The following is a 23,498-nucleotide window of genomic DNA, read 5'->3' as shown; positions in this document are numbered from 1 at the left end:
GCAAAGTTCGTCGCGAAAAGTTAAGAGAATCGACTGTTGCCGGGCCGATTTGTCACAAAAAACGGGGCAACAACCCGGTTTGTCATACAGCTGTTACATAGCCGTCACAAAAGGCACATGCGCCGCCCTTAGGTGAGGGCGCAAGATCATCACGGGATGATCCTGAAAATTGACACCCAAGGAGACACAGATGTCCTTTGTGAAACTCACCGCGTCCGCCCTGGCCATTTCGGCTGTTTCTGCCACTGCTGCGGCAGCGCGCGATCAGGTTCAGGTGGCCGGTTCTTCGACCGTTCTGCCCTATGCCTCCATCGTGGCCGAAGCCTTTGGCGAGAACTTCGACTTCCCGACACCGGTTGTTGAATCCGGTGGGTCCTCCGCCGGTCTGAAGCGGTTCTGCGAAGGTGTTGGCGAAAACACCATCGATGTCGCCAACGCGTCGCGCCGCATCAAGGACAAGGAAATCAAGGCCTGCGCCGAAAACGGCGTCACTGACATCATCGAAGTTCAGATCGGTTATGACGGCATCGTGTTTGCAAATGACATCAAGGGCAATGCCTTTGAATACACGCCGACCGACTGGTTCCTGGCCCTGTCCGACGAGATCCTGGTTGATGGCAAAATGGTCGCCAACCCCAACAAGACGTGGGCCGATGTGAACAGCGCTTTCCCGGCGCAAGACATTCAGGCCTTCATCCCCGGCACCAAGCACGGCACACGCGAAGTGTTCGAAGACAAGGTGATCTTGGCAGGCTGCGAAGCCACCGGCGCCTTCGAGCATCTGCTGGCCCACGCCGAAGGTGACAGCGACAAAGCCAAGAAGAAAGCCGCAGAGAAAGCCTGTATCTCCCTGCGCACCGATGGCAAATCGGTTGATATCGATGGCGACTATACCGAGACCCTGGCCCGCATCGACAGCAACAAAGACGGCATTGGCGTCTTTGGTCTGGCGTTCTACGAGAACAACACCGACAAGCTGCAGGTTGCCACCATGTCCGGCATTGTACCCACCACCGAAAGCATCGCCGAAGGTGAATATCCGGTATCGCGCCCGCTGTTCTTCTACGTGAAGAAAGCCCACATCGGCGTGATCCCCGGCCTGAAAGAATACGCTGAATTCTTCGTCGCAGACGAAGTGGCAGGCCCCGATGGCCCGCTGGCAGAATATGGCCTGGTTGCCGACCCTGAGCTGACCAAGACGCAAGCCATGGTTTCCGAAGAAGAGGTCATCGGCGGAAATTCCTGATCGCTCAGTTATGACAATGACACGGGCCGGAGCATCAGAGTTGCTCCGGCCCGACTTATGACCGACCAAATGTAACACCCTGCATCCCGGCCCGTCCGGCCTTGCAGAACCGGATTTTTCCGTCTCACTCAAACGGAGTAGCTGATGCCGACAGTTTGGCTCGTGATTGCCCTTCTTGCCCTTTCCGGGCTGGGCTTTGTGCTGGGGCGCAACCGCGCGCTTGCCTCGGCAGGAGGGAACGCCAAGGCGTTGCACTCGCTGCCCGCTTACTACGGTCACAACGTGGCCTTCAGCGCGCTGGTGCCCGCGCTGGTGGTACTGGCCATATGGTCACTGGCCCAGCCCATGGTCATTGAAAACCGCGTATCCGCCATGATCCCTGCGGAACTGGTGCCGGAGAATTCCACGCTTGGCCTCGTGATGAGTGACGTGCGCCGTCTTGCCGAAGGGCTGGACCTAGCAGTAGAGCAGGGCGTTCTTTCCTCGACCGAAGCCCGCAGCCTCGACAGTGGTGAGACTGACATACGCGCCCGTCTGGGGGAGATCGGCGTTGCGCTCGGCTCTGATGTGCGCGCAGAAGTGCTGACCGCTGCACAAAGTTATCGCAGCCAGTCAAACACCGGGCAGATCGCCATGACGCTGATTGTTGCCCTTCTCGCCGTAGTTGGGTTTGGCTGGGCCTATGGGCGCACGCATAAGGATTTCCGGGCCCGCAATGTGGTAGAGCAGGGCATCATGGCCTTGCTCATTCTCGCCGCGAGCCTCGCTATTCTTACCACCGTCGGCATCGTCTTCTCAATGCTGTTCGAGAGCATCAACTTCTTTGGGCTGCATGCCTGGAGTGACTTCTTCTTTGGCACCACATGGGCGCCGAACTTCCGCGGGGACAGCGATCTGTCGATCCTGCCGCTGCTGTGGGGAACGCTTTACATCTCGGCGATTGCGCTGCTGGTCGCGGTGCCTGTAGGGCTATTTGCGGCGATCTATCTCTCTGAATACGCCGGCAGCACCACGCGCGCCTTTGCCAAACCGCTGCTGGAAATCCTCGCTGGGATCCCGACCATCGTCTACGGCCTCTTTGCATTGCTGACCGTTGGCCCGCTTCTTGTGAAATTCTTCGGCCAGGGCGAAGACGGCATCTTGGGGGTCGAGTGGATGAGCGGCGCCACCTCGGTGCTGACCGCTGGTCTGGTGATGGGCATCATGTTGATCCCCTTTGTGTCGTCGCTGTCCGATGACATCATCAACGCCGTGCCTCAGGCCATGCGCGATGGCTCGCTTGGATTGGGTGCGACCAAATCCGAAACCATCCGTCAGGTGGTCATTCCGGCCGCGCTGCCGGGTATCGTCGGCGCTGTCCTGCTTGCGGCATCGCGCGCCATCGGTGAGACGATGATCGTGGTTATGGGGGCAGGGGCGATTGCGAAATTCTCGCTCAACCCCCTGGAATCAATGACCACGATCACCACACGTATTGTCAGCCAGTTGACCGGCGATACGGATTTCGCCAGCCCTGAAACGCTCGTTGCCTTTGCCCTTGGTCTGACCCTCTTTGTCCTGACCCTCGGCCTCAATGTCCTGGCGCTTTATATCGTGCGCAAATACCGGGAGCAGTACGACTAATGACCGATATCAGCCACCACACACCCGGTCCAAACACATCTGGCAACGCCAGCGACCACGCAGGCTCGCTGCTGCAACAAACCAGCCACACCCGCAAACGCAATGCCGCCGAGCGCCGCTTTCGGCTCTATGGTATGGCCGCCATCGCCGTTGGTCTGATTATGCTGGCCATTCTGGTGACCACAATCGTCAGCCGGGGCACAGGCGCCTTTCAGCAAACCTTTGTGACGATGGATGTGGAATTGCTGGAGAGCAAACTGGATAAATCCGGAACCCGCGATCCAGAAGTGATAAAAAAGGTCACGACCTTCGGGTATGCACCACTGATCAAAGCCGCAGTAGAGGCTCAGGTCACCAGTTTGGGGGTCGAAACGCCGCTTAAGCCAAAGGCCATGGCCGGCATTCTATCCAAAAATGCTGCCGCCCAGCTGCGTGCTTATGTGTTGGAAAACCCGGATCAAATCGGTGAAACGATTGAATTCCGGTTCCTCGCCTCGAGCCGTGTTGATGGGTATCTGAAAGGCCGCGTCAGCCGCGACAGTATCACCAACGACAAGAGTATCTCGGCAGAGCAACTGGATCTGGTGGACGCCTTGGTCGATGCCGGTGTTCTGGCCAAGACCTTCAACCTGGATTTCATCACCGGATCCGATGCCTCTGATGCGCGTCCCGAAGCGGCCGGCATGGGCGTCTCCATGATGGGCTCGCTGTTCATGATGCTGGTAGTTCTGGCACTGGCGCTGCCTATTGGGGTTGCCGCCTCGATCTATCTTGAGGAATTCGCCCCGAAAAACTGGATCACTGATGTGATTGAGGTGAATATCTCCAACCTCGCAGCCGTGCCATCAATCGTGTTTGGTATTCTCGGCCTTGCAGTATTCATCAACTACATGCACCTGCCGATGTCGGCACCGCTGGTTGGTGGCCTAGTGTTGACGCTGATGACGCTGCCGACAGTGATCATCTCGACCCGCGCTTCGCTGAAATCTGTGCCACCCTCCATTCGCGATGCCGCACTCGGGGTCGGGGCCTCGCGGATGCAGGCGGTGTTTCACCACGTCCTGCCGCTGGCCGCACCCGGTATCCTGACCGGCACTATCATTGGTCTGGCGCAAGCCTTGGGTGAAACCGCACCGCTGCTGCTGATCGGCATGGTCGGCTTCATCGCCTCCAATGCGCCTGAAACTCTCGCCGATGGCCTGCTGGCGCCGAATTCCGCCATGCCCGCACAGATCTATGAATGGGCCAAACGCGCAGATCCCGCATTTTACGAACGCGCCTGGGGCGGTATCATCATCCTGTTGATCTTCCTCGTCACCATGAACACAGTGGCCGTAATCCTGCGCCGCCGCTTTGAACGCCGCTGGTAAGAGGGGGCAATTATGAACCAGATGACTGCATTGGACAAAGACGTGCAAACTCAGAAAACCAAGATCGCCGCCAAAAACGTGAATGTCTATTACGGCGAGTCCCACGCGATCAAGGACGTGAACGTCGGGATCGAAGACAACACCGTCACCGCTTTCATCGGCCCATCGGGCTGCGGCAAGTCGACCTTTCTGCGCTGTCTCAACCGGATGAATGACACGATTGATATCTGCCGGGTAACTGGCGATATCTCCATTGATGGCGAAGATATCTACGACAACCGCGTGGATCCCGTGCAGCTGCGCGCTAAGGTGGGCATGGTGTTTCAGAAGCCGAACCCGTTCCCCAAGTCGATCTATGACAACGTCGCCTATGGCCCGCGCATCCACGGCCTGGCCGCCAATAAGGCGGAGCTGGACGAAATCGTTGAGAAATCCCTGCGCCGTGGCGCCATCTGGGATGAGGTGAAGGATCGGCTGGACGCACCCGGTACAGGTCTCTCCGGCGGCCAGCAACAGCGCCTGTGTATCGCCCGTGCTGTCGCGACCGAACCCGAAGTGCTCTTGATGGATGAGCCATGTTCGGCGCTGGACCCGATTGCAACCGCCCAGATCGAAGAGCTGATTGACGAGCTGCGCAACAGCTATTCGGTGGTGATCGTCACCCATTCCATGCAGCAGGCCGCACGGGTGAGCCAGAAAACCGCCTTCTTCCACCTTGGCAATCTGGTGGAATTTGGTGCGACCGGGCAGATCTTCACCAATCCCGAAGATCCGCGCACCGAAAGCTATATCACCGGCCGTATCGGCTGATCGAGGACTGACCCATGGTAGAACAACATATTGCATCCGCGTTTGACCGCGACCTCGAAGCTATTCAGGCTCAGATCATGAAAATGGGCGGCCTCGTCGAGGCTGCCATCATGGACGCCGCCCGCGCGCTGGAAACCCGCGATGAGGAACTGGCCCAGCAGGTCCGTCAGGGCGATAAGGCCATCGACGGTCTGGAAGAACTGATCAACGAAGAAGCCGCCCGCGTCATCGCCATCCGTGCGCCCGCCGCCGTTGACCTGCGGCTGGTTCTGTCGGTGATGAAAATCTCCGGCAATCTGGAACGGATCGGCGACTATGCCAAGAACATCGCCAAACGGACGGCTGTTCTGGCGCAGGGGCCAAATGTTTCCGAAAGTGCTGCCGCCATGCGCCGTATGGCGCGCGAAGTCGAACTGATGCTGAAGGATGCGTTGGATTCTTACATTCAGCGCGACGTGGAACTGGCGCAGGACGTGATCGCCCGCGACCGCGACGTCGACCAGATGTACAATGCCCTGTTCCGCGAGTTCCTGACCTTCATGATGGAGGATCCGCGCAACATCACACCCTGCATGCACCTGCACTTCATCGCCAAGAACGTCGAACGCATGGGCGATCATGTCACGTCGATTGCCGAACAGGTGGTCTATCTGGTGACCGGCGACAAGCCCGAGGATGACCGGCAGAAAGCCGACACCACATCGTCTGTACCGCAGGAGGTCTGACCATGGCTGCCGACCAACCCACCGTTCTGGTGGTCGAGGACGAATTGGCCCAACGCGAAGTTTTGGCCTATAATCTGGAGGCGGACGGCTTTCGTGTGCTGCGCGCAGAACATGGCGAAGAGGCGCTGCTGATCGTCGAAGAGGACATGCCGGATATCATCGTACTGGATTGGATGATGCCCAATCTGAGCGGGATTGAGGTTTGCCGCCGTCTGAAGACCCGCACGGAAACCCGCAACATTCCAATCATCATGCTGTCGGCCCGCTCGGAAGAGGTCGACAAGGTGCGCGGGTTGGAAACTGGCGCAGATGACTATGTGGTGAAGCCCTATTCGGTGATCGAGCTGATGGCGCGTGTACGCACGCAGCTGCGCCGGGTCCGTCCTTCGACCGTTGGCGTGCGGCTGGAATTCGACGACATCATATTGGACGCTGAAACCCATAAGGTAAGCCGCGCAGAAGCGCCGCTGAAGCTGGGGCCGACAGAGTTCCGCCTGCTCTCCACCTTTATGGAAAAACCGGGTCGGGTGTGGAGCCGCGAACAGCTTTTGGATCGGGTCTGGGGACGGGACATCTACGTCGACACCCGCACTGTGGATGTTCACATTGGCCGCCTGCGCAAAGCGCTGACCCAACACGGCGGCAGTGACCCCGTGCGCACGGTCCGTGGCGCGGGCTACGCGTTAGGATAAAGCGTTAAGTAACTGAGAGAAAACAAAACCCCGCCAGAACGCGGGGTTTTGTTTTATGATACCTACCTTGGCAGCGGATCTTCGGGCTGCGCTTGCCCAGCCAGCCAGTTGCGAAACTTGATCAGGGCAGGGTCCTTGGACCGGGCCTCAGGCCAGACCAGGTAATAGGCACCCGGACTTTCGGTCGCAGTCGGATGTAACGCAGTCAAACGCCCAGTTGCCAAATCCTGCTCCACCAGATAATCGGGCATTAGGGCCACGCCCAACCCATGTAACGCTGCCTGGGTGATGGTTGCGAATTGATCATACATTGTGCCCGACAATCCTCTGCTTACATCGATATTATGGCATTGAAACCATTGCTGCCAGGCCTGCGGACGGGTCTGGATATGCAGCAAGGGCAGGGCCGCGATATCCGCCGGATCAGTAACGTCGCGCTCACCCAGCAGATCCGGTGCACAGACCGGCAACATCTGTTCATGCTTCAGCAAGAGCGCAGCGGTACCCGGCCAATCAGCTGTACCAAAATGTATTGCTGCATCAAACCCTTCGCCAACAAAGTTAAATGGTTCTAGCCTAGTGGACATGTTAATTGTCACATCTGGGTGTAATCGCGCAAACTCCGGCAGTCGTGGCATCAACCACCGCATTCCAAATGCCGGCAGGATAGCAAGGTTGAGGGTTCCGGCCAGAGGAGCAGCCTGCACGCGCAGCGTTGATTGGGCAATCTGATTGAGCGCCTGACGGATTTCTCCGGCATAGGTCGCCGCCTCGGGTGACAGCGTGAGCCGTTTCTGATCGCGGCGGACCAGATCTATGCCGAGCTGCCGTTCTAGGGCTTGCAACTGGCGGCTAACAGCCCCCTGTGTCAGGGATAATTCATCCGCAGCCGCCGACGCACTGCCCAAACGGTCCAGCGCCTCGAGCGCCCGCAGGGCAGCAATAGAAGGAAGAAAACGTCGCGGTGTTGCCATATATGAGCTTTTGGCATGTTTTGGTGTGAAAGTCTCGCTGTAAATCGCCTTACTCAATAGTTAAGCTGCGATCCAAATTCAGGGCAAAGAAGGGTAACAACCGATGACTGATAAACCTGCATTGCGTGCAAAAGACGCCCCCGACCTCGGCCAGTTCAACTGGGAAGATCCGCTACGACTGGACGAGCAACTGACCGAGGATGAGCGTATGATCGCTGCATCCGCCCGTGCATATGCACAGGAGAAACTTCAACCGCGTGTTTTAAGTGCTTATGAAAACGAGAAAACTGATCCAGAAATCTTTCGTGAGATGGGAGAAATGGGCCTTTTGGGCACCACCATTCCGGAACAATATGGTGGTCTGGGGGCAGGCTATGTCTCCTATGGCCTGGTCGCACGCGAAGTAGAGCGGGTCGACAGTGGCTACCGCTCCATGATGTCCGTGCAAAGCTCACTCGTGATGTATCCTATTTACGCATATGGCAGTGAAGAACAGCGGCAGAAATACCTGCCGAAACTCTCCTCCGGCGAATGGATCGGCTGTTTTGGCCTGACCGAACCCGATGCGGGATCTGACCCGGCCGGCATGAAAACCCGCGCGGAAAAGACCGAAGGCGGCTACCGGTTGACCGGATCAAAAATGTGGATCTCCAACGCGCCGATCGCAGATGTGTTTGTCGTCTGGGCCAAATCGGAAGCCCATGGCGGCAAGATCCGCGGCTTTGTCCTGGAAAAAGGGATGAAGGGCCTGTCCGCACCAAAAATCGCCAATAAAGCATCGCTGCGCGCCTCCATCACTGGTGAGATCGTCATGGACGGCGTCGAAGTCGGTGACGACGCGCTGCTGCCTCATGTCGAGGGGCTAAAAGGCCCGTTTGGTTGTTTGAACCGCGCACGCTACGGCATCAGTTGGGGCGCAATGGGCGCAGCAGAATCCTGCTGGCATGCCGCGCGCCAATACGGCCTTGATCGCAAGCAATTCGGACGTCCCTTGGCCAATACGCAGTTGTTCCAACTGAAACTGGCCAATATGCAAACCGAAATCACGCTTGGCCTACAGGCCTCCTTGCGCGTGGGGCGTCTAATGGATGACGCCAATGCTGCGCCGGAGATGATTTCCATTGTCAAACGGAACAACTGCGGCAAGGCACTCGAAATTGCGCGTCACGCCCGTGACATGCACGGCGGCAATGGGATCAGCCTGGAATTCGGCGTCATCCGCCACATGGTCAACCTGGAAACAGTGAACACCTATGAGGGGACGCATGACGTCCATGCCCTGATCCTTGGGCGCGCCCAGACAGGTCTTCAGGCCTTTTTCTAGGCACTGGTAGATCGCCTGAAACACTGCAGAAAGCGCATCGTTGAATACCAACGGTGTGCTTTTTCGTTAAGATCGTAAATCATCTCTTACAGCGTATCGTGGTTAACTTGGCCACAAGGCTTGGCATAGATGCAAGGTCTGACCGCAAAACCGCAAAGCTGATTCACACGGGAACTCCCGCAAAGATAGTGAAGGGATTCTTTGGCTACAGAACCGGCATAGCGAAGGAAAATGGTTAAAATCGTAAACCAGAAGGCCCAAGCATTGCTAGAAACCGGCGCGGGGACAGTTAATGCACTCATGAAATTTTGCAAATTGATCGAACCGTTCGGCGACCCAAACGGATCTATACGCAAAGGTGATGTATGGAGGCTGGGCGTACGCCAGAATGCATCCCTGCAAATGCTGATATAGAAAGGAACCGTATCGTAGTATTTTCACGTTTAATGACTTTGCAGTAACGCAAATGGAAACCAATGATTGGCATCTATGCGCTGCGAAAGTCACAAAACATCCCAACATAACTGCATGCTAGGTACCGCAACCATGCCAGACACGTCAATCTAAATGAACAGAAGATGTAAAACTTCAGGCTTGATCTGACGGACACCTCAGCTTTCTGTGCTGAGGTTGCTGGCGGTCCGATGTTTCGGGAGCCCTGATCGTCTTGTCCCTGGCAATGTGCAGCTCGCAAAAGATCTGCATAGGCGTCTTGCCATAGCAGTATCGTCGCGAATGTGGCCGCTGCTCGTTATATTTGGTCAGCCAGGCGTCCAGATCCACTGGAAAAGCGTCTGCGTTTCTGAGGCGTCATTGATGGGAAGATATAACGCCGCACCGGCAACGGTTGCGGCGTTATCTTTATGTACCGATTTTGCGCAATGAGGGGCACCAGCTGAAGGAGATCTATCACGGGTTGAAAGTATATATGATTTACTCCATTAAAGATCCATAAGAGCGCAACAACACGAAAGGCGTATTTCAGGTTCCAAGAAATGTAAACACCATTCAGAAATGTCACTGGTTGCGCAAAGCAGAAGTGTCACCAAATGCGCTGCCGGTAGCAAGGCTTAGCAGCCCGGAGACGTCATATATCGTAGGGTTGATAAGCCTTGCGGTGGTTGGTCATAGACCAAGCTTGCGACGCTCTTTCTTGTTGTAGAAGGCTTTGATACCTTCCTCGCGGACGAGTTCCTCAAAGGCGCGCCAGGCGAGGACGTCGCCGAAAAAGGGTGGATTGTCCGACACGGTCAACGTTCCGAACTGGTTCTCTACGGACAGGATCCAGCCGGGATGGATGCTGGTCTTATATATCTCGACATCGAAATGATGCCCGTCGATGACAACGGATTGCGTGTAATCGGAGAAGATGATCTCTGGGTCGTCGTCAGTATCCATGCCGCAAACCTGGGCCTATTCCGCCGCCTGTACAATCGTCTTTTTGGCACGTGCGCTGGAAGGTCTGCCGGGACGTTTGCCATTTGGCTTATACCCCATCTTCTCAGAATTTGTTCTGACTGGATATTTTGGCGGGGCCTTATCTTGCATGTCTTTGATGTGCTCGAGCACGGCACCCAAGCGCTTGTTGTCGGTGATGGCGGCATGAGTGACCCGTTGGTCCATGTCGAAGATCTTGTAGGGCAGGGATCGGCCTTTTGAGCGCACCTCAAACCGGCCGTCGACAAAGGCGTAGGTGTCTACGTATTTGCCCACAAGGCCGCGCGTCACATCACTTTCTTCCAGCATGATCCGCTTGCGGTCATAAGAAAACGTCAACTGCTTACCGACGTACCTGTTCTCGCGCCAACACAGCACTTCATCCAGCCGGTCCGGCTCGACGTTGAGCGCGCGGTGCAGGTTGTCAGGCTTGGCCGGCGATTTGGCGAACTGGGTGTTGTAACGGCCCTTGAAGCCTTGCAGATAGGCGTTTCCAGCTTCCAAATCCGAAATATCAGCCAGCCGCAGTTCTTTCACGAGCCGATCTTGCAAGGTCCGGTTGGCGCGCTCAACGCGCCCCTTGGCCTGACTTGAATTGGCGCACAAGATCTCGACGTTCAACTGATTCAAAGCACGTCCAAACTGGGTCATACCCGCGCCAGCCTTGGCGTCTTCCTTGGCCACGCGGAACACTGTGTGTTTGTCGCTGTAGAATGCAACGGGGCGTCCGTGTTCGAGCAAATAGCTTTCCAGTGCTTCGAAACCGAAGCTCCATCAAGGTACTGGTGGCATCATCAATGAAGACGAGCAGGGTGCAGGGACCTGCGCGATCTTCAAACCAACGATGGTCTGACCCATCGATCTGGATCAGCTCGCCGAAACATTCTCGGCGTAGACGCGGCTGGTGGAACTGGCGGCGCTGCTTGCGCGAAAGCCAGATGCCATCTTCAACCATCCACTTCCGAAGCGTCTCGCGAGAGACTTTGAAGCCATGATGTTCGGCCAGCATCTCGGCCGCCAGGGTCGGCCCGAAATCCGGATACTGTTCCTTGATCAGGCCCAACGCATAGTCGCGTTTGGCTTTGTGGATCTGATTGTTTGGAATTTTGCCGCGCGATTTGTGCCGGATCGCGGCTGCGCCATCCTGACGGTATCGCTTGAGCAGCCGGAAAACCTGACGACGTGTCAGGTCCAGCATGTTCGCCGCATTGTCGACGCTCAGCCGGCCATCATCGACCTGCGCCAAAACTTCCACGCGGTTCAACTCGCGCTCGCTCATCACCACCCATCCCATGTCCGCTCATCCTCACATCGTTTTACGAGGAGAGTGACACTTCTGCTTTGCTCATGGGTGACATTATCGCTTTGCGCGTACAAGAAAGCATCCAATAATCAGTATTATGTAAACTAAAAAATACTGTAGCGTCACACTTGCGGGAGGTATGCCATACACCGACACTCGGGCAATTCCATCTGACGAGGAACAGAAGATTCAATGGACCTGAAGGATAAGACGATTGTCATTACCGGTGCCGGTTCCGGTATCGGACGCGCCCTTGCATTGGTGCTGGCCACCAAACAACCACGACACGTTATCTGCGCTGATCTCGACAAGCAGAACGCCCACGACACAGCCTCTGTTATTAATGGCATAGCCTATGGCGTCGATGTGGGGTGTGACGCGGAAGTTGGTCAGATGATTGATACCATCGAGCGTGAGATTGCCCCGATTGACGTGTTCTGCTCCAACGCCGGAATCCTAAGAATTGGCGGGCTTGAGACGTCGCTGGACGATTGGCAGAAAAGCTGGGACATCAATGTGATGGCGCATGTCTCTGCCGCCCGTCATTTGGTGCCGCGGATGCGCGCGCGTGGTGGCGGTTATTTTCTCAACGTTGCATCTGCTGCTGGATTGCTGAATCAGATTGGCGCTGCCAGCTATGGCGTCAGCAAACATGCGGCTGTCGGATTTTCCGAATGGCTGGCGATCACCCATGGCGATCAAGGGATCGGCGTTTCGGTTGTCTGTCCACAGGCCGTGCAAACACCGATGACCAGAGGGTTGGAAAACAGCGCGGCAAGCGTTGATGGTATGATTACGGCCGAGGATGTTGCAACGCTTTGCGTCGAAGCAATTGAGAAAGAAGAATTTCTTGTTCTGCCGCATCCAAATGTCAAAGCCTATATGCAGGCCAAGACCGCGAATTATGGTCGTTGGATCACCGGGATGCAGCGATTGCGAGACAAGTTTGGTATGCCACAGGCGGACTGACAGGCCGATTTAGGACTTTGACATCGGGCGCATCAACCCTTCCTGTGCGACGCTGGCGACCAATTGACCATCCTGTGTAAAAATCGAGCCCCGATTAAACCCCCGTCCACCTCCGGCAAACGGTGAGTCCATCGTATAAAGATGCCAATCGTCAAATTTCACTGGTGCATGAAACCACATCGCATGATCAAGACTGGCCGTCATTGCTTGACCTTTTACAAAGCTCAGACCATGCGGACGCAGCGCGGACCCCAGCAGACCATAGTCAGAAACATAAGCCATCAACACATGTTGAAGCTGTGGACTGGCATTCTTTGCCGCTTTCATTCTTATCCACATATGATTGATATCAATGCATTTTTCAGGTTCAAGAGGGTCTCTTGGTTCAACATCACGAATTTCAAACGGGCGCTCGCGGGTGAATTCCACACGCAGGAGATCATCTAAATTCGGCGCTAACTTGCGTAGCAAAACATCGCGCGATGTCAGGGTCTCCGGCCCCTGAACGCTTGGTATGTCATGCTGATGCTCCCAACCAGGCTCAACAATATGGAAAGACGCCGCAAGATTTAGGATCTGCTTGCCGTTTTGCAGTGCTGTCACGCGTCTGGTTGTAAAACTGCCGCCGTCACGGGACGGGTCAACTGCGTAGATCACCGGCTTTGACGGATCACCCGGACGAATGAAATACGCATGCAGCGAGTGACACAATCGATCTGGCACTGTCGCATAGGCTGCCATCAACGCCTGAGCGATAACTTGGCCGCCATAAATTCGGGTCGGCGTTTCACCGCCGGATCCGATACCACGATAGAGATTTCGGTCGAGCTCTTCCAGGTCAAGAAGGTTCAAGAGAATCTCAGCAGCATCAGTCATTTACCGTCCCTTTTTGATATTTCAGCCTGGGCAATGCGACAAGAACCGCCCTGCCCTTTGGCTGGCTAATGTCATGGAATTAGACTGTTACAGCGCCGTGAACCAGCGCTTTTAACTCAGCGCGTGACGGATAGGAACTGGACGGGGCTAGCTGTGTAAAGAACACGACATTGAGATCCAGAACGGGATCAACCCAGAAAAACGTCGAGGCCATACCGCCCCAGCTGAAATCCCCCAGAGAACCAGGACAGCGAGTCAGCGCAGGATTGAGCACGACAGCGCCGCCGAGACCAAAGCCCATACCGTTCATAGGTTGCTCTGCAAAGCTCTGCGGACCCATCGAGGCGATATCACCGCGCAGGTGATTTTGGCGCATGAAATCAATAGTCTGTGGGCCGATGATATACTCGTTTCCGACCTTGCCACGCAACCGGATCATTTCGGCGAAACGCATGTAGTCGTCAATCGTGCTCAGCAAACCACCGCCGCCCGACTGCATTTTTGTGCGATCAAAGGGAGTATTGTCATAGGAATCGATCAGGCGAAGACGCTCGCCACCTTGCTTAGCGTCATTCAGCGCCATAGCATCGCCGCTGAGTGGAGAATACAATGACGCCAATAGGTTACCAGTCGATTTGATAGTCTGAAAACCTGTCGAGTTCATTCCCAGCGGATCAAAAATCTGCTGTTTCAAGAATGTCGAAAGACTGCCGCCAGTCACCACTTCAATCACCCGACCGATGACATCAATGCCGACAGAGTATTCCCAGTGTGTGCCTGGATGAAATGCCAGCGGTAGCTGCGCCAATTCCGTGACCTTCGTCGCAAGCAGACCCTGATCAGGCTTGAACATCAACTCGGTCTTGGACATCTCTTCTGGAAGGATACCGGGATTAAATGGATAACTAAGGCCACTGGTATGCGTCAGCAATTCATGCAGTGTTGGTGGACGGCAGCTTTCCGTCTGTTCAACATCAGTCGCACCATCAACAAGGCAGCGCATACTACTGAATTCAGGAATAAAATCTGATACAGGCGCATCTAGATGCAGCAGGCCACGCTCCACCAGAATCATCAGCGCCAGCGATGTTACCGGCTTGGACATTGAATAGATACGCGCCACGGTTTCACGCGTGAAGGGCAGATCCTCTTCTATAGTGCGATAGCCGGTGGCATAGAAATAGGCTTCGTTCCCACCCCGATTGATCAATAGCGAACTGCCAGCATATTTGCGGTGCTCCACATAGCGATCTTGCCATGTCTTGAGGTTCTCAAGGCGTGCGGCGTCCATTGGCGCTCCTGTTGTTGTCAGGCAAACGGCGGATCAGCCGATTGCTTTGGTCATGGCGGGAATGGTTTCGTCGGTGAACCAAGCCTTGGGTACAGTCTCACTGGTCATCGCAGCTCTTATCCGGGCGATGGTTTCGCCACGCAGTTGATGTTTGATCGCGGCATAGGCTTTGGGCGGCAACGCAGCCAAGGTCCGGGCCTCTTTCAGCGAATACCCAAGAAGATCCTCTGCGTCATCAGCGATAATATCAACAATATTGAAATTACGCGCCGCGATCGGACCGATGTTTTGTCCCGTAAGCATCAGACGACGCTGAATATTCGGGTTCAATGTCGCGCGCGCAATCTCAAGTGGTGCCACGGGAAAATCGACACCTGCTTGCACTTCTGCAAGGCCGAACTTGGATTTCACCTGGGCGACACGCACATCGCTGCAAAGGACAAAAAACAACCCACCAGCAATCGCAGCCCCGTTGACTGCGGCGACCACGGGCTTGGGAAACGCATAAAGCGCTAAGAACGCCTCGTTCAACCCCTGCACAGCGGCCTGTTGACCAGAAAGATCAAACTCCCGCGCTGCTTTCAGATCCAGACCTGCGGAGAACACTTTGAATGCACTTGTAAGAAGCACAGCGCGAATATCAGGATCTTCACCCAACTCTTTGATCGTCGAGGCGAAATCCATCAGGAACGCGGGCGATAGCGCATTGACCGGTGCACGAGCCAATTGGATTTCTAGAATACCATCGCCATGCGATTTCCGTAACAACCACTCGCTATCGGTCATGTCTGCGTCTTTCCTTTTGGGCTGGATGCCTGATCAGCCATTTGTCACATCATGCGCGGTCTATTTACCAAGGTCGAGTATTTTGGCCTGCGAAACTCCACGCAACAGCCGGTATAGCGGAGCCTCTTTGGAAAAGCGTTACCACTACGGGCGCATGCTCAGCGTTTCGGCCGCAGTGATAAGTTGGTCGGCATAGGTTTTCTCAAGCGCTTCAGGACTGACGTGAAAGGCCGGACCGCCGACGTTCAGTCCGTAAACCCGCATTCCGTTAAGCGAAACCACCGGCACTGCAATGCCGTTGACGTCCCGGCGCCAGTCGCCATATCCGGTACAGAACCCGCGCGCGGAGTATTCTTCTTGCGCGCGGCCTAAACTATCTTGACGTGCCTGTGCCCGGTCAGGATCGAGCACATCGGCAATGCGCAGGCTCTCAGCCCGCTGATCAGGCGACATGCCTGCCAGAACCGCCCGTCCCACCGCCGAGAAAAACAATGGCAGCCGCATCCCCACATGGGCTGCAAGCGATACATCTTCGCGGGAACGATGCACCGCGATATAGATGACATCCGAATGATGTGCTTCGCCTAATGCACTGGTAATATATGAATTTTCGCCATTCCGTAAATCTCGTAAAATCTGCGAGGCACGTTCGCTGATATCCATACCAGCCAAGACACCGTATCCCAGACGCAGCACCCCTGCCCCAAGTCGATAGTTGCCCGACTGTGAATCCTGCACAAGATAGCCAAGCTGACACAATGTATACGTGAGCCGTGAGATCGTCGGCTTCGGCAGGCCCGTCCGCATCGCCAGATCGGTGTTTGTTAGTTCCAGCTCATTGCGTCTGAACGCGCGCAGTACATCCAATCCCCGCGCCAGAGCTGTGACAAAATTGCGGTCCTTTTCGCCATCCGTCTGGGTCCCCGCATCACTATCCATATCGTGTCCTGTTGCTGCTGCCCCCTTTAGTGAGGCTTGCCCGTCAGTGCCGCAAGCCCTGCGCGTGCGAATTCAGGTACAAACGCCCCCAATCTTGCCGCGTGCTCAGGGTTCGAGGCATTGCCATCAAGCCCACGCTTTCGAACCCCCTGCAGAATCGCAGTCATTCGGAAGAAACTGAATGATAGATAGTAACCAAAGTCAGAAATTCCCGAAAGACCACGGCGTTTGCAATAGCTTGCGATAAATTCCTGATCCGTTGGCAACCCCAGATCGCGCCGATTGATCCCCTCCAGACCGCGGCCTTCACGCCCCGGAGGCATCTGCCACTGCATGATGACGCCTGCCAGATCAGCATAAGGATGACCGATTGTAGACAGCTCCCAGTCCAAGACGGCGCGGCATTCGGTGCCGTCTTGGGCGTAGATCATATTGTCGATCCGGTAATCCCCATGCACAAGCCCACGCTGACCATCATCCACCGGCATTTGCGCGTCCAGCGCTGCAATAAGAGCGTCCATGTCGTCGATCACATCAGTTTCGCTCGCGCGATATTGCTTGGTCCAGCGATCAAGCTGTCTGACGAAGTAGTTACCGTTTGGGCCATAGTTACCAAGCCCGATCTTGTCGACATCAATGGAATGAAGGGCCGCCAGAACGCGATTCATTTCGTCCATAACTGCCGCACGAGAATCAGATGTCAGTTCAGGCAAGGCCGGATCTGAGAAATTGCGCCCAACCACCTGTTCCATAATGTAAAAAGACGATCCAATAACCGCATCATCCTCACAAAGATGATGCATACGCGCAACCGGAACATCGGTATCCTGCAAGGCCGTCTGCACGCGAAACTCACGATCTACTGCATGAGCAGATTTGAGAAGCACCCCCGGTGGCTTGCGCCGCAATACATATGCGCCGGCATCAGTCGACAACAAGAAGGTGGGGTTGGATTGACCATTTTGGAATTTCGTGGCGGTGACGTCGGCGTCAAACCCCGGTAATCGCCCACACATGTAGCGTTGCACTGCCGTAAGGTCGAGCGTCAGGGGATCGCTGTCGGCATCGACGCTATCTCGTTTTTCCGTATCGGACATCTGTGGAGCCATCAGTGGTCACCAGCCATCGTAAATCCTGCCGCAAGCCGTTCGCCGGCTGCGACATAATCAATGGCAATTTGATCGACCAGTGCGGCGACCGGCTGGATATCCTTAATCGCGCCGATGCCTTGACCCGATCCCCAGATTTCCTTCCACGCCTTAGCCTTGGACGACCCGTCAGAGAAATTCATCGAACTTGGATCAGCCGTCTCCAGATCGTCCGGATCCAAACCAGCATTTTGAATCGACCCTTTCAAATAGTTCCCGGAAATACCTGTGAACAATGAAGAATAGACGATATCATCCGCATCACTATCGACGATCATCTGTTTGTAGGCCTGCTGGGCGTTGGCTTCGTTTGTGGCGATAAATGGCGAACCGGCATAGCCAAAATCAGCCCCAAGAGCCCGCGCAGCCAACAAAGACCGCCCGTTCGCAATCGCCCCCGAGAGCGCCAAGGGCCCATCAAACCAGCAGCGAATTTCACTAATCAACGCCAGTGGCGATTGCTGCCCAGCGTGGCCGCCTGCCCCTGCGCCAACTGCAATCAGACCGTCTGCGCCTTTTTCGATCGCCTTTTTGGCAAATCGGTTGTTGATCACATCATGCAACACAACACCGCCACAGGCATGCGCAGCCTCATTCACCTCTGGGCGCGCACCAAGGGAGGTGATCCACAGAGGCACTTTCCAGCGATAGCAAATCTCCAGATCTCGTTCCAACCGCGTGTTGGAGCGATGCACAATCTGATTTACCGCAAATGGCGCTGCCGGATGATCTGGATTTTCCTGATTGTGGCGATCCAGCGCTTCCGTGATTTGTCTCAGCCAGCTTTCCAGCAGCGGCGGCTCACCATCAGATTCGCGGGCATTGAGCGCGGGAAACGCACCAACAATCCCGGCCTTGCATTGCGCAATAACCAATTCCGGCACTGAGATGATGAATAAAGGCGCCCCGATCAGGGGCAGACGCAGGCCTTGCAGCGCCTTTGGCATCGGCTGACCGCCCTGCGTGAGATGAAGTTCTTTCATTTTCAGTCCCTTACCCAGCATTTCTGACACCGCTCCCAAGATGGAGACAGACCTTCTGCAGAGCAGAATTGCATTTCGCAATTTCGTTGACAACGGGGGATCTACGCAGAAGACTTAACGTAACACAGCCCAATTTTGGGTGTCATGACAGGATTTTCGACCATGCAGGCGATGCTTTCGACAGCTCTAGGTGGACCAGAAACGCTACAATGGAGCGCCCAGGAACGCCCTGAACCCGGCCCGGCCGAGGTATTGGTGGCAATCCGCGCCGCCAGCGTGAATTACCCAGATACTTTAATGATCCGGGATCTTTATCAGATCAAACCGCCACGCCCCTTTGCCCCTGGTGGAGAAATCGCGGGCGAGATCATCGCAGTGGGCCGAGACGTGACCAGCCATGCAATTGGCGATCGGATACTGGCGCTGACCGGCTTTGGCGGTTTTGCCACCCATATCTGCATCCCTGCAAGCAGCGCTTTTAAGATCCCCGATCAAATGTCGGACGTCGATGCCGCCGGGTTTGTCTTTACTTATGGCACATCGCATCACGCGTTGAAGGATCGTGCCAACTTGCGATCCGGCGAGACCGTATTGGTGCTGGGCGGCGCCGGTGGCGTCGGCTCTGCCGCGATTGAACTGGCTAAGGCACGCGGGGCACGGGTAATCGCCGCAGTCTCCACCGCCAATAAGGCCCATTTTTGCGAGACGATTGGCGCCGATGCAACAGTGATTTACGGACGCGCGCCGGATAAGGAAGAGCAAATCTCCTTTGGGAGAAATATCAAGGCTTTGGCAGGCAGTTCCGGCATTGATGTGGTTTATGATGCGGTCGGTGGAGCTTATGCAGAGCCAGCCTTGCGCGCGATGGCGTGGCAAGGTCGTTATCTCGTTGTTGGCTTTGCCGCGGGTATTGCGTCGATACCTATGAATTTACCGCTGCTGAAAGGCTGTCAGATTGTCGGCGTGTTCTGGGGCGCGGCTGTCCAACGTGCCCCAGCGGACCATCAACGCAATGTCTCCGAACTCTTCGACCTCTATTCGCGCGGAGAAATCCGGCCTCGCATTCATGCGACATATCCGATGGAAAAGGCCGCAGACGCCCTGTCAGAAATGCAAAACCGAGCTGTCCTAGGCAAGATCATCCTGACAAATACGTCAGACTGATCTGACCAGATTGCTCTCCGATTGGTCGCACTAGACTGCTTGCATATTATCGGAAAATATATTTCAATATGAGCGGATTACACGTATTTGATGTTAAGCTGGATGCGCTGTTACCCGGTCTTCTGGCGAAGAATGCTCGCCTCCCGCTGCAAGAACTGTAGCAGCGGATATTTAGGTAGCAGCACAATGACAGACTGACCACTTGGTAGCGCGCACGCCGGAGTCACGTCATCAGGCCGATACAGCTTGGACAGATAATGGATAGTGACATGCACAAGATATTGGTTTTGAATGGACCAAACCTGAACCTTCTCGGTACCCGCCAGCCAGAGGTATACGGCAACGAAACACTCGCTATGCTCGAGAAACGCTGCATTGATCACGGCACCGCGCTTAGACTGTCGGTCGAATGTGAGCAAACCAACCATGAGGGCGCCCTGCTGGATGCACTGCATGGCGCGCGTGGCGTATACGCCGGCATTATTCTAAACGCAGGGGCCTATACGCACACCTCTGTTGCGCTCATGGATGCAATCTATTCAATTGAGCTGCCAACGGTTGAGGTTCATCTCTCAAACATCCATGCACGCGAGGAATTTCGCCATCGCTCATATATCTCGCGAGCGGCAATTGGCCAAATTTGTGGGTTCGGAACACAGGGCTATTTGATGGCGCTCGACGCGCTAAAGACTCACCTGACCAAAGATGATGCGGGATGAAACTCCGCGCATATCTGCATTTTTTATGTAGCGTGCGGTCGCTGGAAGAGTTGTGGCTAGAACACGTCAAACAGATGAAAACCTATCGATTTGATCGGCTGATTTATGGTTATACCCGTCACAAAACAAAGACATCGCTTGGGGATCCTGAGGATTTTGTAATCCTATCGAACCATTGCGCAGACTACGTGCAGGGGTTTGTCAATTCGGGTCTCTATTTCGACGCGCCGATGCTGAAATGGGCGCTAAAGAATGAAGGCGCTGGTAGTTGGCAGATGATTCAAGATCAGGTCGAGCGCCAGTCCCTGTCGCCACAGGCGCAAAAGGTTATAGATTTCAACAAGAAGATGGCAGTTAACGCAGGTTACACTGTTAGCTTTTACTCAACATCTGAACGATTCAAAGGTGCTATCTCGTTGGCCGCTGAGCAAACGCTCAGCCAGGATGAGGTGGACGAAATTTGGGCCGCAGATGGGCATGACATTATTCTGATGAACAATATGGCCCATTTGAAGATCCTGACCCTGCCCTATAATCCCCCCAACCGTAGCCTGACCAAACGCCAGCGTGAGGCCCTACAATGGGTTGGAGACGGAAAAACCACACAGGACATCGCCTTATTGATGGGCCTGACACCCGCGACAGTAGAAAAACACCTCCGGCTGGCTCGCGAGTCATTGGCAGTGGAGACCACCGCTCATGCGGTTCTGAAGGCCGCACTCCACAACCAGATGTACATTATGGAATAATTATCATCATATCTGCAGGAAAAGATGTATTCCATAGATAATTTAATAGTTACGCTTCCGATTATTAGTAAAATATTTACAATTAGGTATGGAATTCATTACTTCCCGAATACGGGAAATACAGGCACACTTATTATGTTCCGTGAGTGGGGCTTTAGCCTGGAACTGTGCAGGATATGATCCTTGAGATTTCAAGGCTCTCTAAACTGTCCGGTTGCTGCGTGTATTGTTAAACGATAGCGCCGGGGCATTTCTGGGGGGTTCGATCAGAGCGATCAGAGCCCCTCAAGCCTCTCTCAGACGCAACAAGTCGAGCACCGTGACGCTCCTCGCACACTCATTCGCTCTGCATTGAAACACTGGCAACGCAAGGTAAGGTGCAACGAGATTGAATTGGCCATTCAATTCACAGATTGCCAGTCGTGGCACCCATTACGTTTTCGCAATGAAAAAGGCCAACGAAACAGGTTCGTCGGCCTTTCTCAGAAATCACTCAGGCAAAACCTGCGGCTAATTTAGCCTTGAACAGCTTTTGCAACCTCGGCTGCGAAATCTTCTTTTTCGACTTCGATGCCTTCGCCAACTTCGAGACGAACAAAACCAGTGATGGTTGCGCCAGCAGCTTTGGCCGCGGCTTCAACTGTCAGGTCAGGGTTGACAACGAATTGCTGGTTCAGCAGGGTCGATTCTGCGACGAATTTCTTCATGCGGCCGACGATCATCTTTTCAATCACCTGCTCCGGCTTGCCGGATTCGCGGGCGATGTCCATCTGGACCTGCTTTTCTTTCTCGACGACAGACGCGTCCAGATCAGCTTCGCTCAGCGCAGCAGGATTGACAGCTGCGATGTGCATCGCGATCTGTTTGCCGATGGCTTCGTCGCCACCGTTCATGGCAACCAGAACGCCAATTTTGCCCATACCAGCGGCGGCGGCATTGTGCACGTAGGACACAACGGTCTCGCCTTCCAGCGTCTGCATGCGGCGCACGGCCATGTTCTCACCGATGGTAGCGATTTTATCGGTCAGCGTGTCCGCAACCGACTTACCACCCATATCAGCAGCCAGCAGCGCGTCAACGTCAGCAGCATTCAGCGCAGCCTTGGCAATACCAGAGACCATATCCTGGAATTCAGCATTTTTACCAACAAAGTCGGTTTCCGAATTCACTTCGACTGCAACACCTTTGTTACCTTCGACAACCACGGCAACCAGACCTTCTGCAGCGGTACGACCAGATTTCTTGGCCGCTTTGGCCAGGCCCTTGGTGCGCAGCCAGTCAACGGCGGCGTCCATGTCGCCATTGTTTTCTGTCAGCGCCTTCTTGGCGTCCATCATGCCTGCGCCGGTGCTGTCGCGCAGTTCCTTGACCATGGATGCAGTAATTGCCATCTCCAGGTTCTCCTTATGAATATGTTGGAAGGGGGCAGTCATGCCGCCCCCTATGTCTTACGCCAGTGTCAACGATGTGACGCGGGGATTAGCTATCGACTTTTTCGGCAGCTGCGGGCGCTTCTTCCACCGCCTCTTCCACCGGGGCCTCTTCCAGAGCGCCAAGGTCAACGCCTGCGGCACCCAGCTGAGCAGACATGCCGTCCAGAGCAGCGCGAGCTACCAGGTCACAGTACAGAGCAATAGCGCGAGCCGCATCATCGTTACCGGGGATGATGTAATCAACACCATCAGGCGAGCAGTTGGTATCAACGATCGCGACGACCGGGATACCCAGTTTGTTGGCTTCGGCGATGGCCAGCGCTTCTTTTTTCACGTCGATGACGAACAACAGGTCAGGAACGCCGCCCATATCGCGGATACCGCCGAGGGATGCTTCCAGCTTCAGCTGGTCACGTTCCATGCCAAGACGCTCTTTCTTGGTCAGGCCTTCGGCGCCAGCGGTCATTTTCTCGTCAATTTCTTTCAGACGATTGATCGACTGAGAAACGGTTTTCCAGTTGGTCAGCGTGCCGCCAAGCCAGCGATGGTTCATGAAGTACTGAGCGGATTTCTCAGCAGCGTCTGCGATCGGCTGTGCCGCCTGACGCTTAGTGCCGACGAACAGAACGCGGCCGCCTTTTGCGACGGTGTCACGGACAGCATTCAAAGCTGCGTCGAGCATGGGAACGGTCTGGGTCAGGTCCAGAATGTGGATACCGTTACGCGAGCCGTAGATGAACGGCGACATGCGCGGGTTCCAGCGCTGGGTTTGGTGACCAAAGTGTACGCCTGCCTCAAGCAGCTGACGCATGGAGAACTCGGGAAGAGCCATGTGTATTTTCCTTTTCCGGTTTCGTGCCTCGGCGGGGGTCTCAGAGCAGATGCTCCAACCGGCGGTCTGCCGGGGATGTCTCCCCCGGTCAGGCCAATCCCCACC

At 55.3% G+C, this 23,498-nt stretch carries 21 protein-coding genes and 2 pseudogenes; 11 read left to right on the top strand and 12 right to left on the bottom strand.

The genetic code is table 11. From position 1 onward, the window contains the following. Nucleotides 1-190 precede the first annotated feature (190 nt). The 6 genes from PhaeoP97_RS07860 (at nucleotide 191) to phoB (ending at nucleotide 6,466) form a co-directional block, all read left to right on the top strand. Nucleotides 191-1,246 (top strand): substrate-binding domain-containing protein, encoded by a 1,056-nt coding sequence (locus tag PhaeoP97_RS07860; RefSeq protein WP_072504611.1) that lies wholly within the window; start codon nucleotides 191-193, stop codon nucleotides 1,244-1,246. A gap of 144 nt (nucleotides 1,247-1,390) precedes the next feature. After that, complete coding sequence (pstC, locus tag PhaeoP97_RS07855) at nucleotides 1,391-2,869, top strand: phosphate ABC transporter permease subunit PstC (RefSeq protein WP_072504610.1); 1,479 nt, start codon at nucleotides 1,391-1,393, stop codon at nucleotides 2,867-2,869. Next, nucleotides 2,869-4,239, top strand: a complete 1,371-nt coding sequence (pstA, locus tag PhaeoP97_RS07850; protein ID WP_072504609.1) for a phosphate ABC transporter permease PstA — start codon at nucleotides 2,869-2,871, stop codon at nucleotides 4,237-4,239. Before pstC ends, pstA begins: the two co-directional genes overlap by 1 nt. A 12-nt stretch (nucleotides 4,240-4,251) precedes the next feature. Further along, a complete protein-coding gene (gene pstB / locus PhaeoP97_RS07845; RefSeq protein ID WP_072504608.1) occupies nucleotides 4,252-5,049 on the top strand; it encodes a phosphate ABC transporter ATP-binding protein PstB in 798 nt (265 codons plus the stop codon). Nucleotides 5,050-5,063: 14 nt separating this feature from the next. Next, nucleotides 5,064-5,774 (top strand): phosphate signaling complex protein PhoU, encoded by a 711-nt coding sequence (gene phoU / locus PhaeoP97_RS07840; RefSeq protein ID WP_014874683.1) that lies wholly within the window; start codon nucleotides 5,064-5,066, stop codon nucleotides 5,772-5,774. A gap of 2 nt (nucleotides 5,775-5,776) precedes the next feature. Beyond that, a complete protein-coding gene (phoB, locus tag PhaeoP97_RS07835) occupies nucleotides 5,777-6,466 on the top strand; it encodes a phosphate regulon transcriptional regulator PhoB (protein ID WP_014874682.1) in 690 nt (229 codons plus the stop codon). Between the two features lie 62 nt (nucleotides 6,467-6,528). Here phoB and PhaeoP97_RS07830 read toward each other — a convergent pair whose 3' ends face one another. After that, nucleotides 6,529-7,440, bottom strand: a complete 912-nt coding sequence (locus PhaeoP97_RS07830; protein ID WP_072504607.1) for a LysR family transcriptional regulator — start codon at nucleotides 7,438-7,440, stop codon at nucleotides 6,529-6,531. Between the two features lie 103 nt (nucleotides 7,441-7,543). Between PhaeoP97_RS07830 and PhaeoP97_RS07825 the strand changes: the two genes are divergently transcribed. Then, entirely contained in the window at nucleotides 7,544-8,764 is a 1,221-nt protein-coding gene (locus PhaeoP97_RS07825) for an acyl-CoA dehydrogenase (RefSeq protein ID WP_072504606.1), read from the top strand. A 588-nt stretch (nucleotides 8,765-9,352) separates the two neighbouring features. Here PhaeoP97_RS07825 and PhaeoP97_RS20895 read toward each other — a convergent pair. The 3 genes and pseudogenes from PhaeoP97_RS20895 to PhaeoP97_RS07810 form a co-directional block, all read right to left on the bottom strand. After that, nucleotides 9,353-9,559, bottom strand: a pseudogene (locus PhaeoP97_RS20895) (hypothetical protein); the annotation flags it as partial. A gap of 330 nt (nucleotides 9,560-9,889) precedes the next feature. Next, a complete protein-coding gene (locus PhaeoP97_RS07815; protein ID WP_072504604.1) occupies nucleotides 9,890-10,162 on the bottom strand; it encodes a hypothetical protein in 273 nt (90 codons plus the stop codon). A 15-nt stretch (nucleotides 10,163-10,177) separates the two neighbouring features. Further along, a pseudogene (locus PhaeoP97_RS07810) lies at nucleotides 10,178-11,495 on the bottom strand (ISNCY family transposase). Between the two features lie 201 nt (nucleotides 11,496-11,696). On the opposite strand from PhaeoP97_RS07810, the gene PhaeoP97_RS07805 reads away from it, so the two are divergent. Next, nucleotides 11,697-12,473 carry an SDR family NAD(P)-dependent oxidoreductase gene (locus PhaeoP97_RS07805; protein ID WP_072504603.1) on the top strand — a complete coding sequence of 259 codons (777 nt, stop codon included), beginning with the start codon at nucleotides 11,697-11,699 and terminating at the stop codon, nucleotides 12,471-12,473. A 9-nt stretch (nucleotides 12,474-12,482) separates the two neighbouring features. On the opposite strand, the gene PhaeoP97_RS07800 is transcribed toward PhaeoP97_RS07805, so the two are convergent. The 6 genes from PhaeoP97_RS07800 to PhaeoP97_RS07775 all read right to left on the bottom strand — a co-directional run bounded on the left by PhaeoP97_RS07800 (nucleotide 12,483) and on the right by PhaeoP97_RS07775 (nucleotide 18,496). Beyond that, nucleotides 12,483-13,349 carry an acyl-CoA thioesterase gene (locus PhaeoP97_RS07800; protein WP_072504602.1) on the bottom strand — a complete coding sequence of 289 codons (867 nt, stop codon included), beginning with the start codon at nucleotides 13,347-13,349 and terminating at the stop codon, nucleotides 12,483-12,485. A gap of 79 nt (nucleotides 13,350-13,428) precedes the next feature. After that, the gene (locus PhaeoP97_RS07795) at nucleotides 13,429-14,640 is read right to left on the bottom strand and encodes a serine hydrolase domain-containing protein (protein WP_072504601.1); all 1,212 of its coding nucleotides are present in this window, start codon (nucleotides 14,638-14,640) and stop codon (nucleotides 13,429-13,431) included. Between the two features lie 33 nt (nucleotides 14,641-14,673). After that, nucleotides 14,674-15,426, bottom strand: coding sequence for an enoyl-CoA hydratase/isomerase family protein (locus tag PhaeoP97_RS07790; RefSeq protein WP_072504600.1), 753 nt, complete (start codon nucleotides 15,424-15,426; stop codon nucleotides 14,674-14,676). A gap of 144 nt (nucleotides 15,427-15,570) precedes the next feature. Further along, nucleotides 15,571-16,365 (bottom strand): IclR family transcriptional regulator, encoded by a 795-nt coding sequence (locus tag PhaeoP97_RS07785; RefSeq protein ID WP_072504599.1) that lies wholly within the window; start codon nucleotides 16,363-16,365, stop codon nucleotides 15,571-15,573. 26 nt (nucleotides 16,366-16,391) lie between these two features. Beyond that, complete coding sequence (locus PhaeoP97_RS07780) at nucleotides 16,392-17,462, bottom strand: phosphotransferase family protein (protein WP_237028997.1); 1,071 nt, start codon at nucleotides 17,460-17,462, stop codon at nucleotides 16,392-16,394. A gap of 11 nt (nucleotides 17,463-17,473) precedes the next feature. Continuing rightward, nucleotides 17,474-18,496 carry an NAD(P)H-dependent flavin oxidoreductase gene (locus PhaeoP97_RS07775; protein ID WP_072506360.1) on the bottom strand — a complete coding sequence of 341 codons (1,023 nt, stop codon included), beginning with the start codon at nucleotides 18,494-18,496 and terminating at the stop codon, nucleotides 17,474-17,476. A 162-nt stretch (nucleotides 18,497-18,658) separates the two neighbouring features. On the opposite strand from PhaeoP97_RS07775, the gene PhaeoP97_RS07770 reads away from it, so the two are divergent. The 3 genes from PhaeoP97_RS07770 (at nucleotide 18,659) to PhaeoP97_RS07760 (ending at nucleotide 21,128) form a co-directional block, all read left to right on the top strand. Then, a complete protein-coding gene (locus PhaeoP97_RS07770) occupies nucleotides 18,659-19,660 on the top strand; it encodes an NADPH:quinone oxidoreductase family protein (protein WP_072504597.1) in 1,002 nt (333 codons plus the stop codon). A 269-nt stretch (nucleotides 19,661-19,929) separates the two neighbouring features. Continuing rightward, on the top strand, nucleotides 19,930-20,379 hold the full coding sequence (gene aroQ / locus PhaeoP97_RS07765) for a type II 3-dehydroquinate dehydratase (RefSeq protein WP_072506359.1): 450 nt from the start codon (nucleotides 19,930-19,932) through the stop codon (nucleotides 20,377-20,379). Then, entirely contained in the window at nucleotides 20,376-21,128 is a 753-nt protein-coding gene (locus PhaeoP97_RS07760) for a LuxR family transcriptional regulator (RefSeq protein WP_072504596.1), read from the top strand. Before aroQ ends, PhaeoP97_RS07760 begins: the two co-directional genes overlap by 4 nt. A 515-nt stretch (nucleotides 21,129-21,643) precedes the next feature. Here the strand turns inward: PhaeoP97_RS07760 and tsf are convergent. Then, nucleotides 21,644-22,519, bottom strand: a complete 876-nt coding sequence (tsf, locus tag PhaeoP97_RS07755) for a translation elongation factor Ts (RefSeq protein ID WP_072506358.1) — start codon at nucleotides 22,517-22,519, stop codon at nucleotides 21,644-21,646. 88 nt (nucleotides 22,520-22,607) lie between these two features. Continuing rightward, nucleotides 22,608-23,393, bottom strand: coding sequence for a 30S ribosomal protein S2 (rpsB, locus tag PhaeoP97_RS07750; protein ID WP_072504595.1), 786 nt, complete (start codon nucleotides 23,391-23,393; stop codon nucleotides 22,608-22,610). Between the last annotated feature and the right edge of the window lie 105 nt (nucleotides 23,394-23,498).

It is taken from the genome of Phaeobacter porticola, assembly GCF_001888185.1.
GTDB classification, from domain to species: domain Bacteria; phylum Pseudomonadota; class Alphaproteobacteria; order Rhodobacterales; family Rhodobacteraceae; genus Phaeobacter; species Phaeobacter porticola.
The sequence above is the reverse complement of the archived record's forward strand: the minus strand, read 5'-3'. Positions and strand labels throughout refer to the sequence as shown.

What these genes read in the sequence shown, in the direction of transcription:
- PhaeoP97_RS07795 (WP_072504601.1), bottom strand. Translation starts at nt 14,640, where the DNA reads ATGGACGCCGCACGCCTTGAGAACCTCAAGACATGGCAAGATCGCTAT.
- aroQ (WP_072506359.1), top strand. Translation starts at nt 19,930, where the DNA reads ATGCACAAGATATTGGTTTTGAATGGACCAAACCTGAACCTTCTCGGT.
- PhaeoP97_RS07830 (WP_072504607.1), bottom strand. Translation starts at nt 7,440, where the DNA reads ATGGCAACACCGCGACGTTTTCTTCCTTCTATTGCTGCCCTGCGGGCG.
- pstA (WP_072504609.1), top strand. Translation starts at nt 2,869, where the DNA reads ATGACCGATATCAGCCACCACACACCCGGTCCAAACACATCTGGCAAC.
- phoU (WP_014874683.1), top strand. Translation starts at nt 5,064, where the DNA reads ATGGTAGAACAACATATTGCATCCGCGTTTGACCGCGACCTCGAAGCT.
- phoB (WP_014874682.1), top strand. Translation starts at nt 5,777, where the DNA reads ATGGCTGCCGACCAACCCACCGTTCTGGTGGTCGAGGACGAATTGGCC.
- PhaeoP97_RS07800 (WP_072504602.1), bottom strand. Translation starts at nt 13,349, where the DNA reads ATGACTGATGCTGCTGAGATTCTCTTGAACCTTCTTGACCTGGAAGAG.
- PhaeoP97_RS07825 (WP_072504606.1), top strand. Translation starts at nt 7,544, where the DNA reads ATGACTGATAAACCTGCATTGCGTGCAAAAGACGCCCCCGACCTCGGC.
- PhaeoP97_RS07785 (WP_072504599.1), bottom strand. Translation starts at nt 16,365, where the DNA reads ATGGATAGTGATGCGGGGACCCAGACGGATGGCGAAAAGGACCGCAAT.
- PhaeoP97_RS07760 (WP_072504596.1), top strand. Translation starts at nt 20,376, where the DNA reads ATGAAACTCCGCGCATATCTGCATTTTTTATGTAGCGTGCGGTCGCTG.
- PhaeoP97_RS07815 (WP_072504604.1), bottom strand. Translation starts at nt 10,162, where the DNA reads ATGGATACTGACGACGACCCAGAGATCATCTTCTCCGATTACACGCAA.
- tsf (WP_072506358.1), bottom strand. Translation starts at nt 22,519, where the DNA reads ATGGCAATTACTGCATCCATGGTCAAGGAACTGCGCGACAGCACCGGC.
- rpsB (WP_072504595.1), bottom strand. Translation starts at nt 23,393, where the DNA reads ATGGCTCTTCCCGAGTTCTCCATGCGTCAGCTGCTTGAGGCAGGCGTA.
- pstC (WP_072504610.1), top strand. Translation starts at nt 1,391, where the DNA reads ATGCCGACAGTTTGGCTCGTGATTGCCCTTCTTGCCCTTTCCGGGCTG.
- PhaeoP97_RS07790 (WP_072504600.1), bottom strand. Translation starts at nt 15,426, where the DNA reads ATGACCGATAGCGAGTGGTTGTTACGGAAATCGCATGGCGATGGTATT.
- PhaeoP97_RS07775 (WP_072506360.1), bottom strand. Translation starts at nt 18,496, where the DNA reads ATGAAAGAACTTCATCTCACGCAGGGCGGTCAGCCGATGCCAAAGGCG.
- PhaeoP97_RS07780 (WP_237028997.1), bottom strand. Translation starts at nt 17,462, where the DNA reads ATGTCCGATACGGAAAAACGAGATAGCGTCGATGCCGACAGCGATCCC.
- PhaeoP97_RS07860 (WP_072504611.1), top strand. Translation starts at nt 191, where the DNA reads ATGTCCTTTGTGAAACTCACCGCGTCCGCCCTGGCCATTTCGGCTGTT.
- PhaeoP97_RS07770 (WP_072504597.1), top strand. Translation starts at nt 18,659, where the DNA reads ATGCAGGCGATGCTTTCGACAGCTCTAGGTGGACCAGAAACGCTACAA.
- pstB (WP_072504608.1), top strand. Translation starts at nt 4,252, where the DNA reads ATGAACCAGATGACTGCATTGGACAAAGACGTGCAAACTCAGAAAACC.
- PhaeoP97_RS07805 (WP_072504603.1), top strand. Translation starts at nt 11,697, where the DNA reads ATGGACCTGAAGGATAAGACGATTGTCATTACCGGTGCCGGTTCCGGT.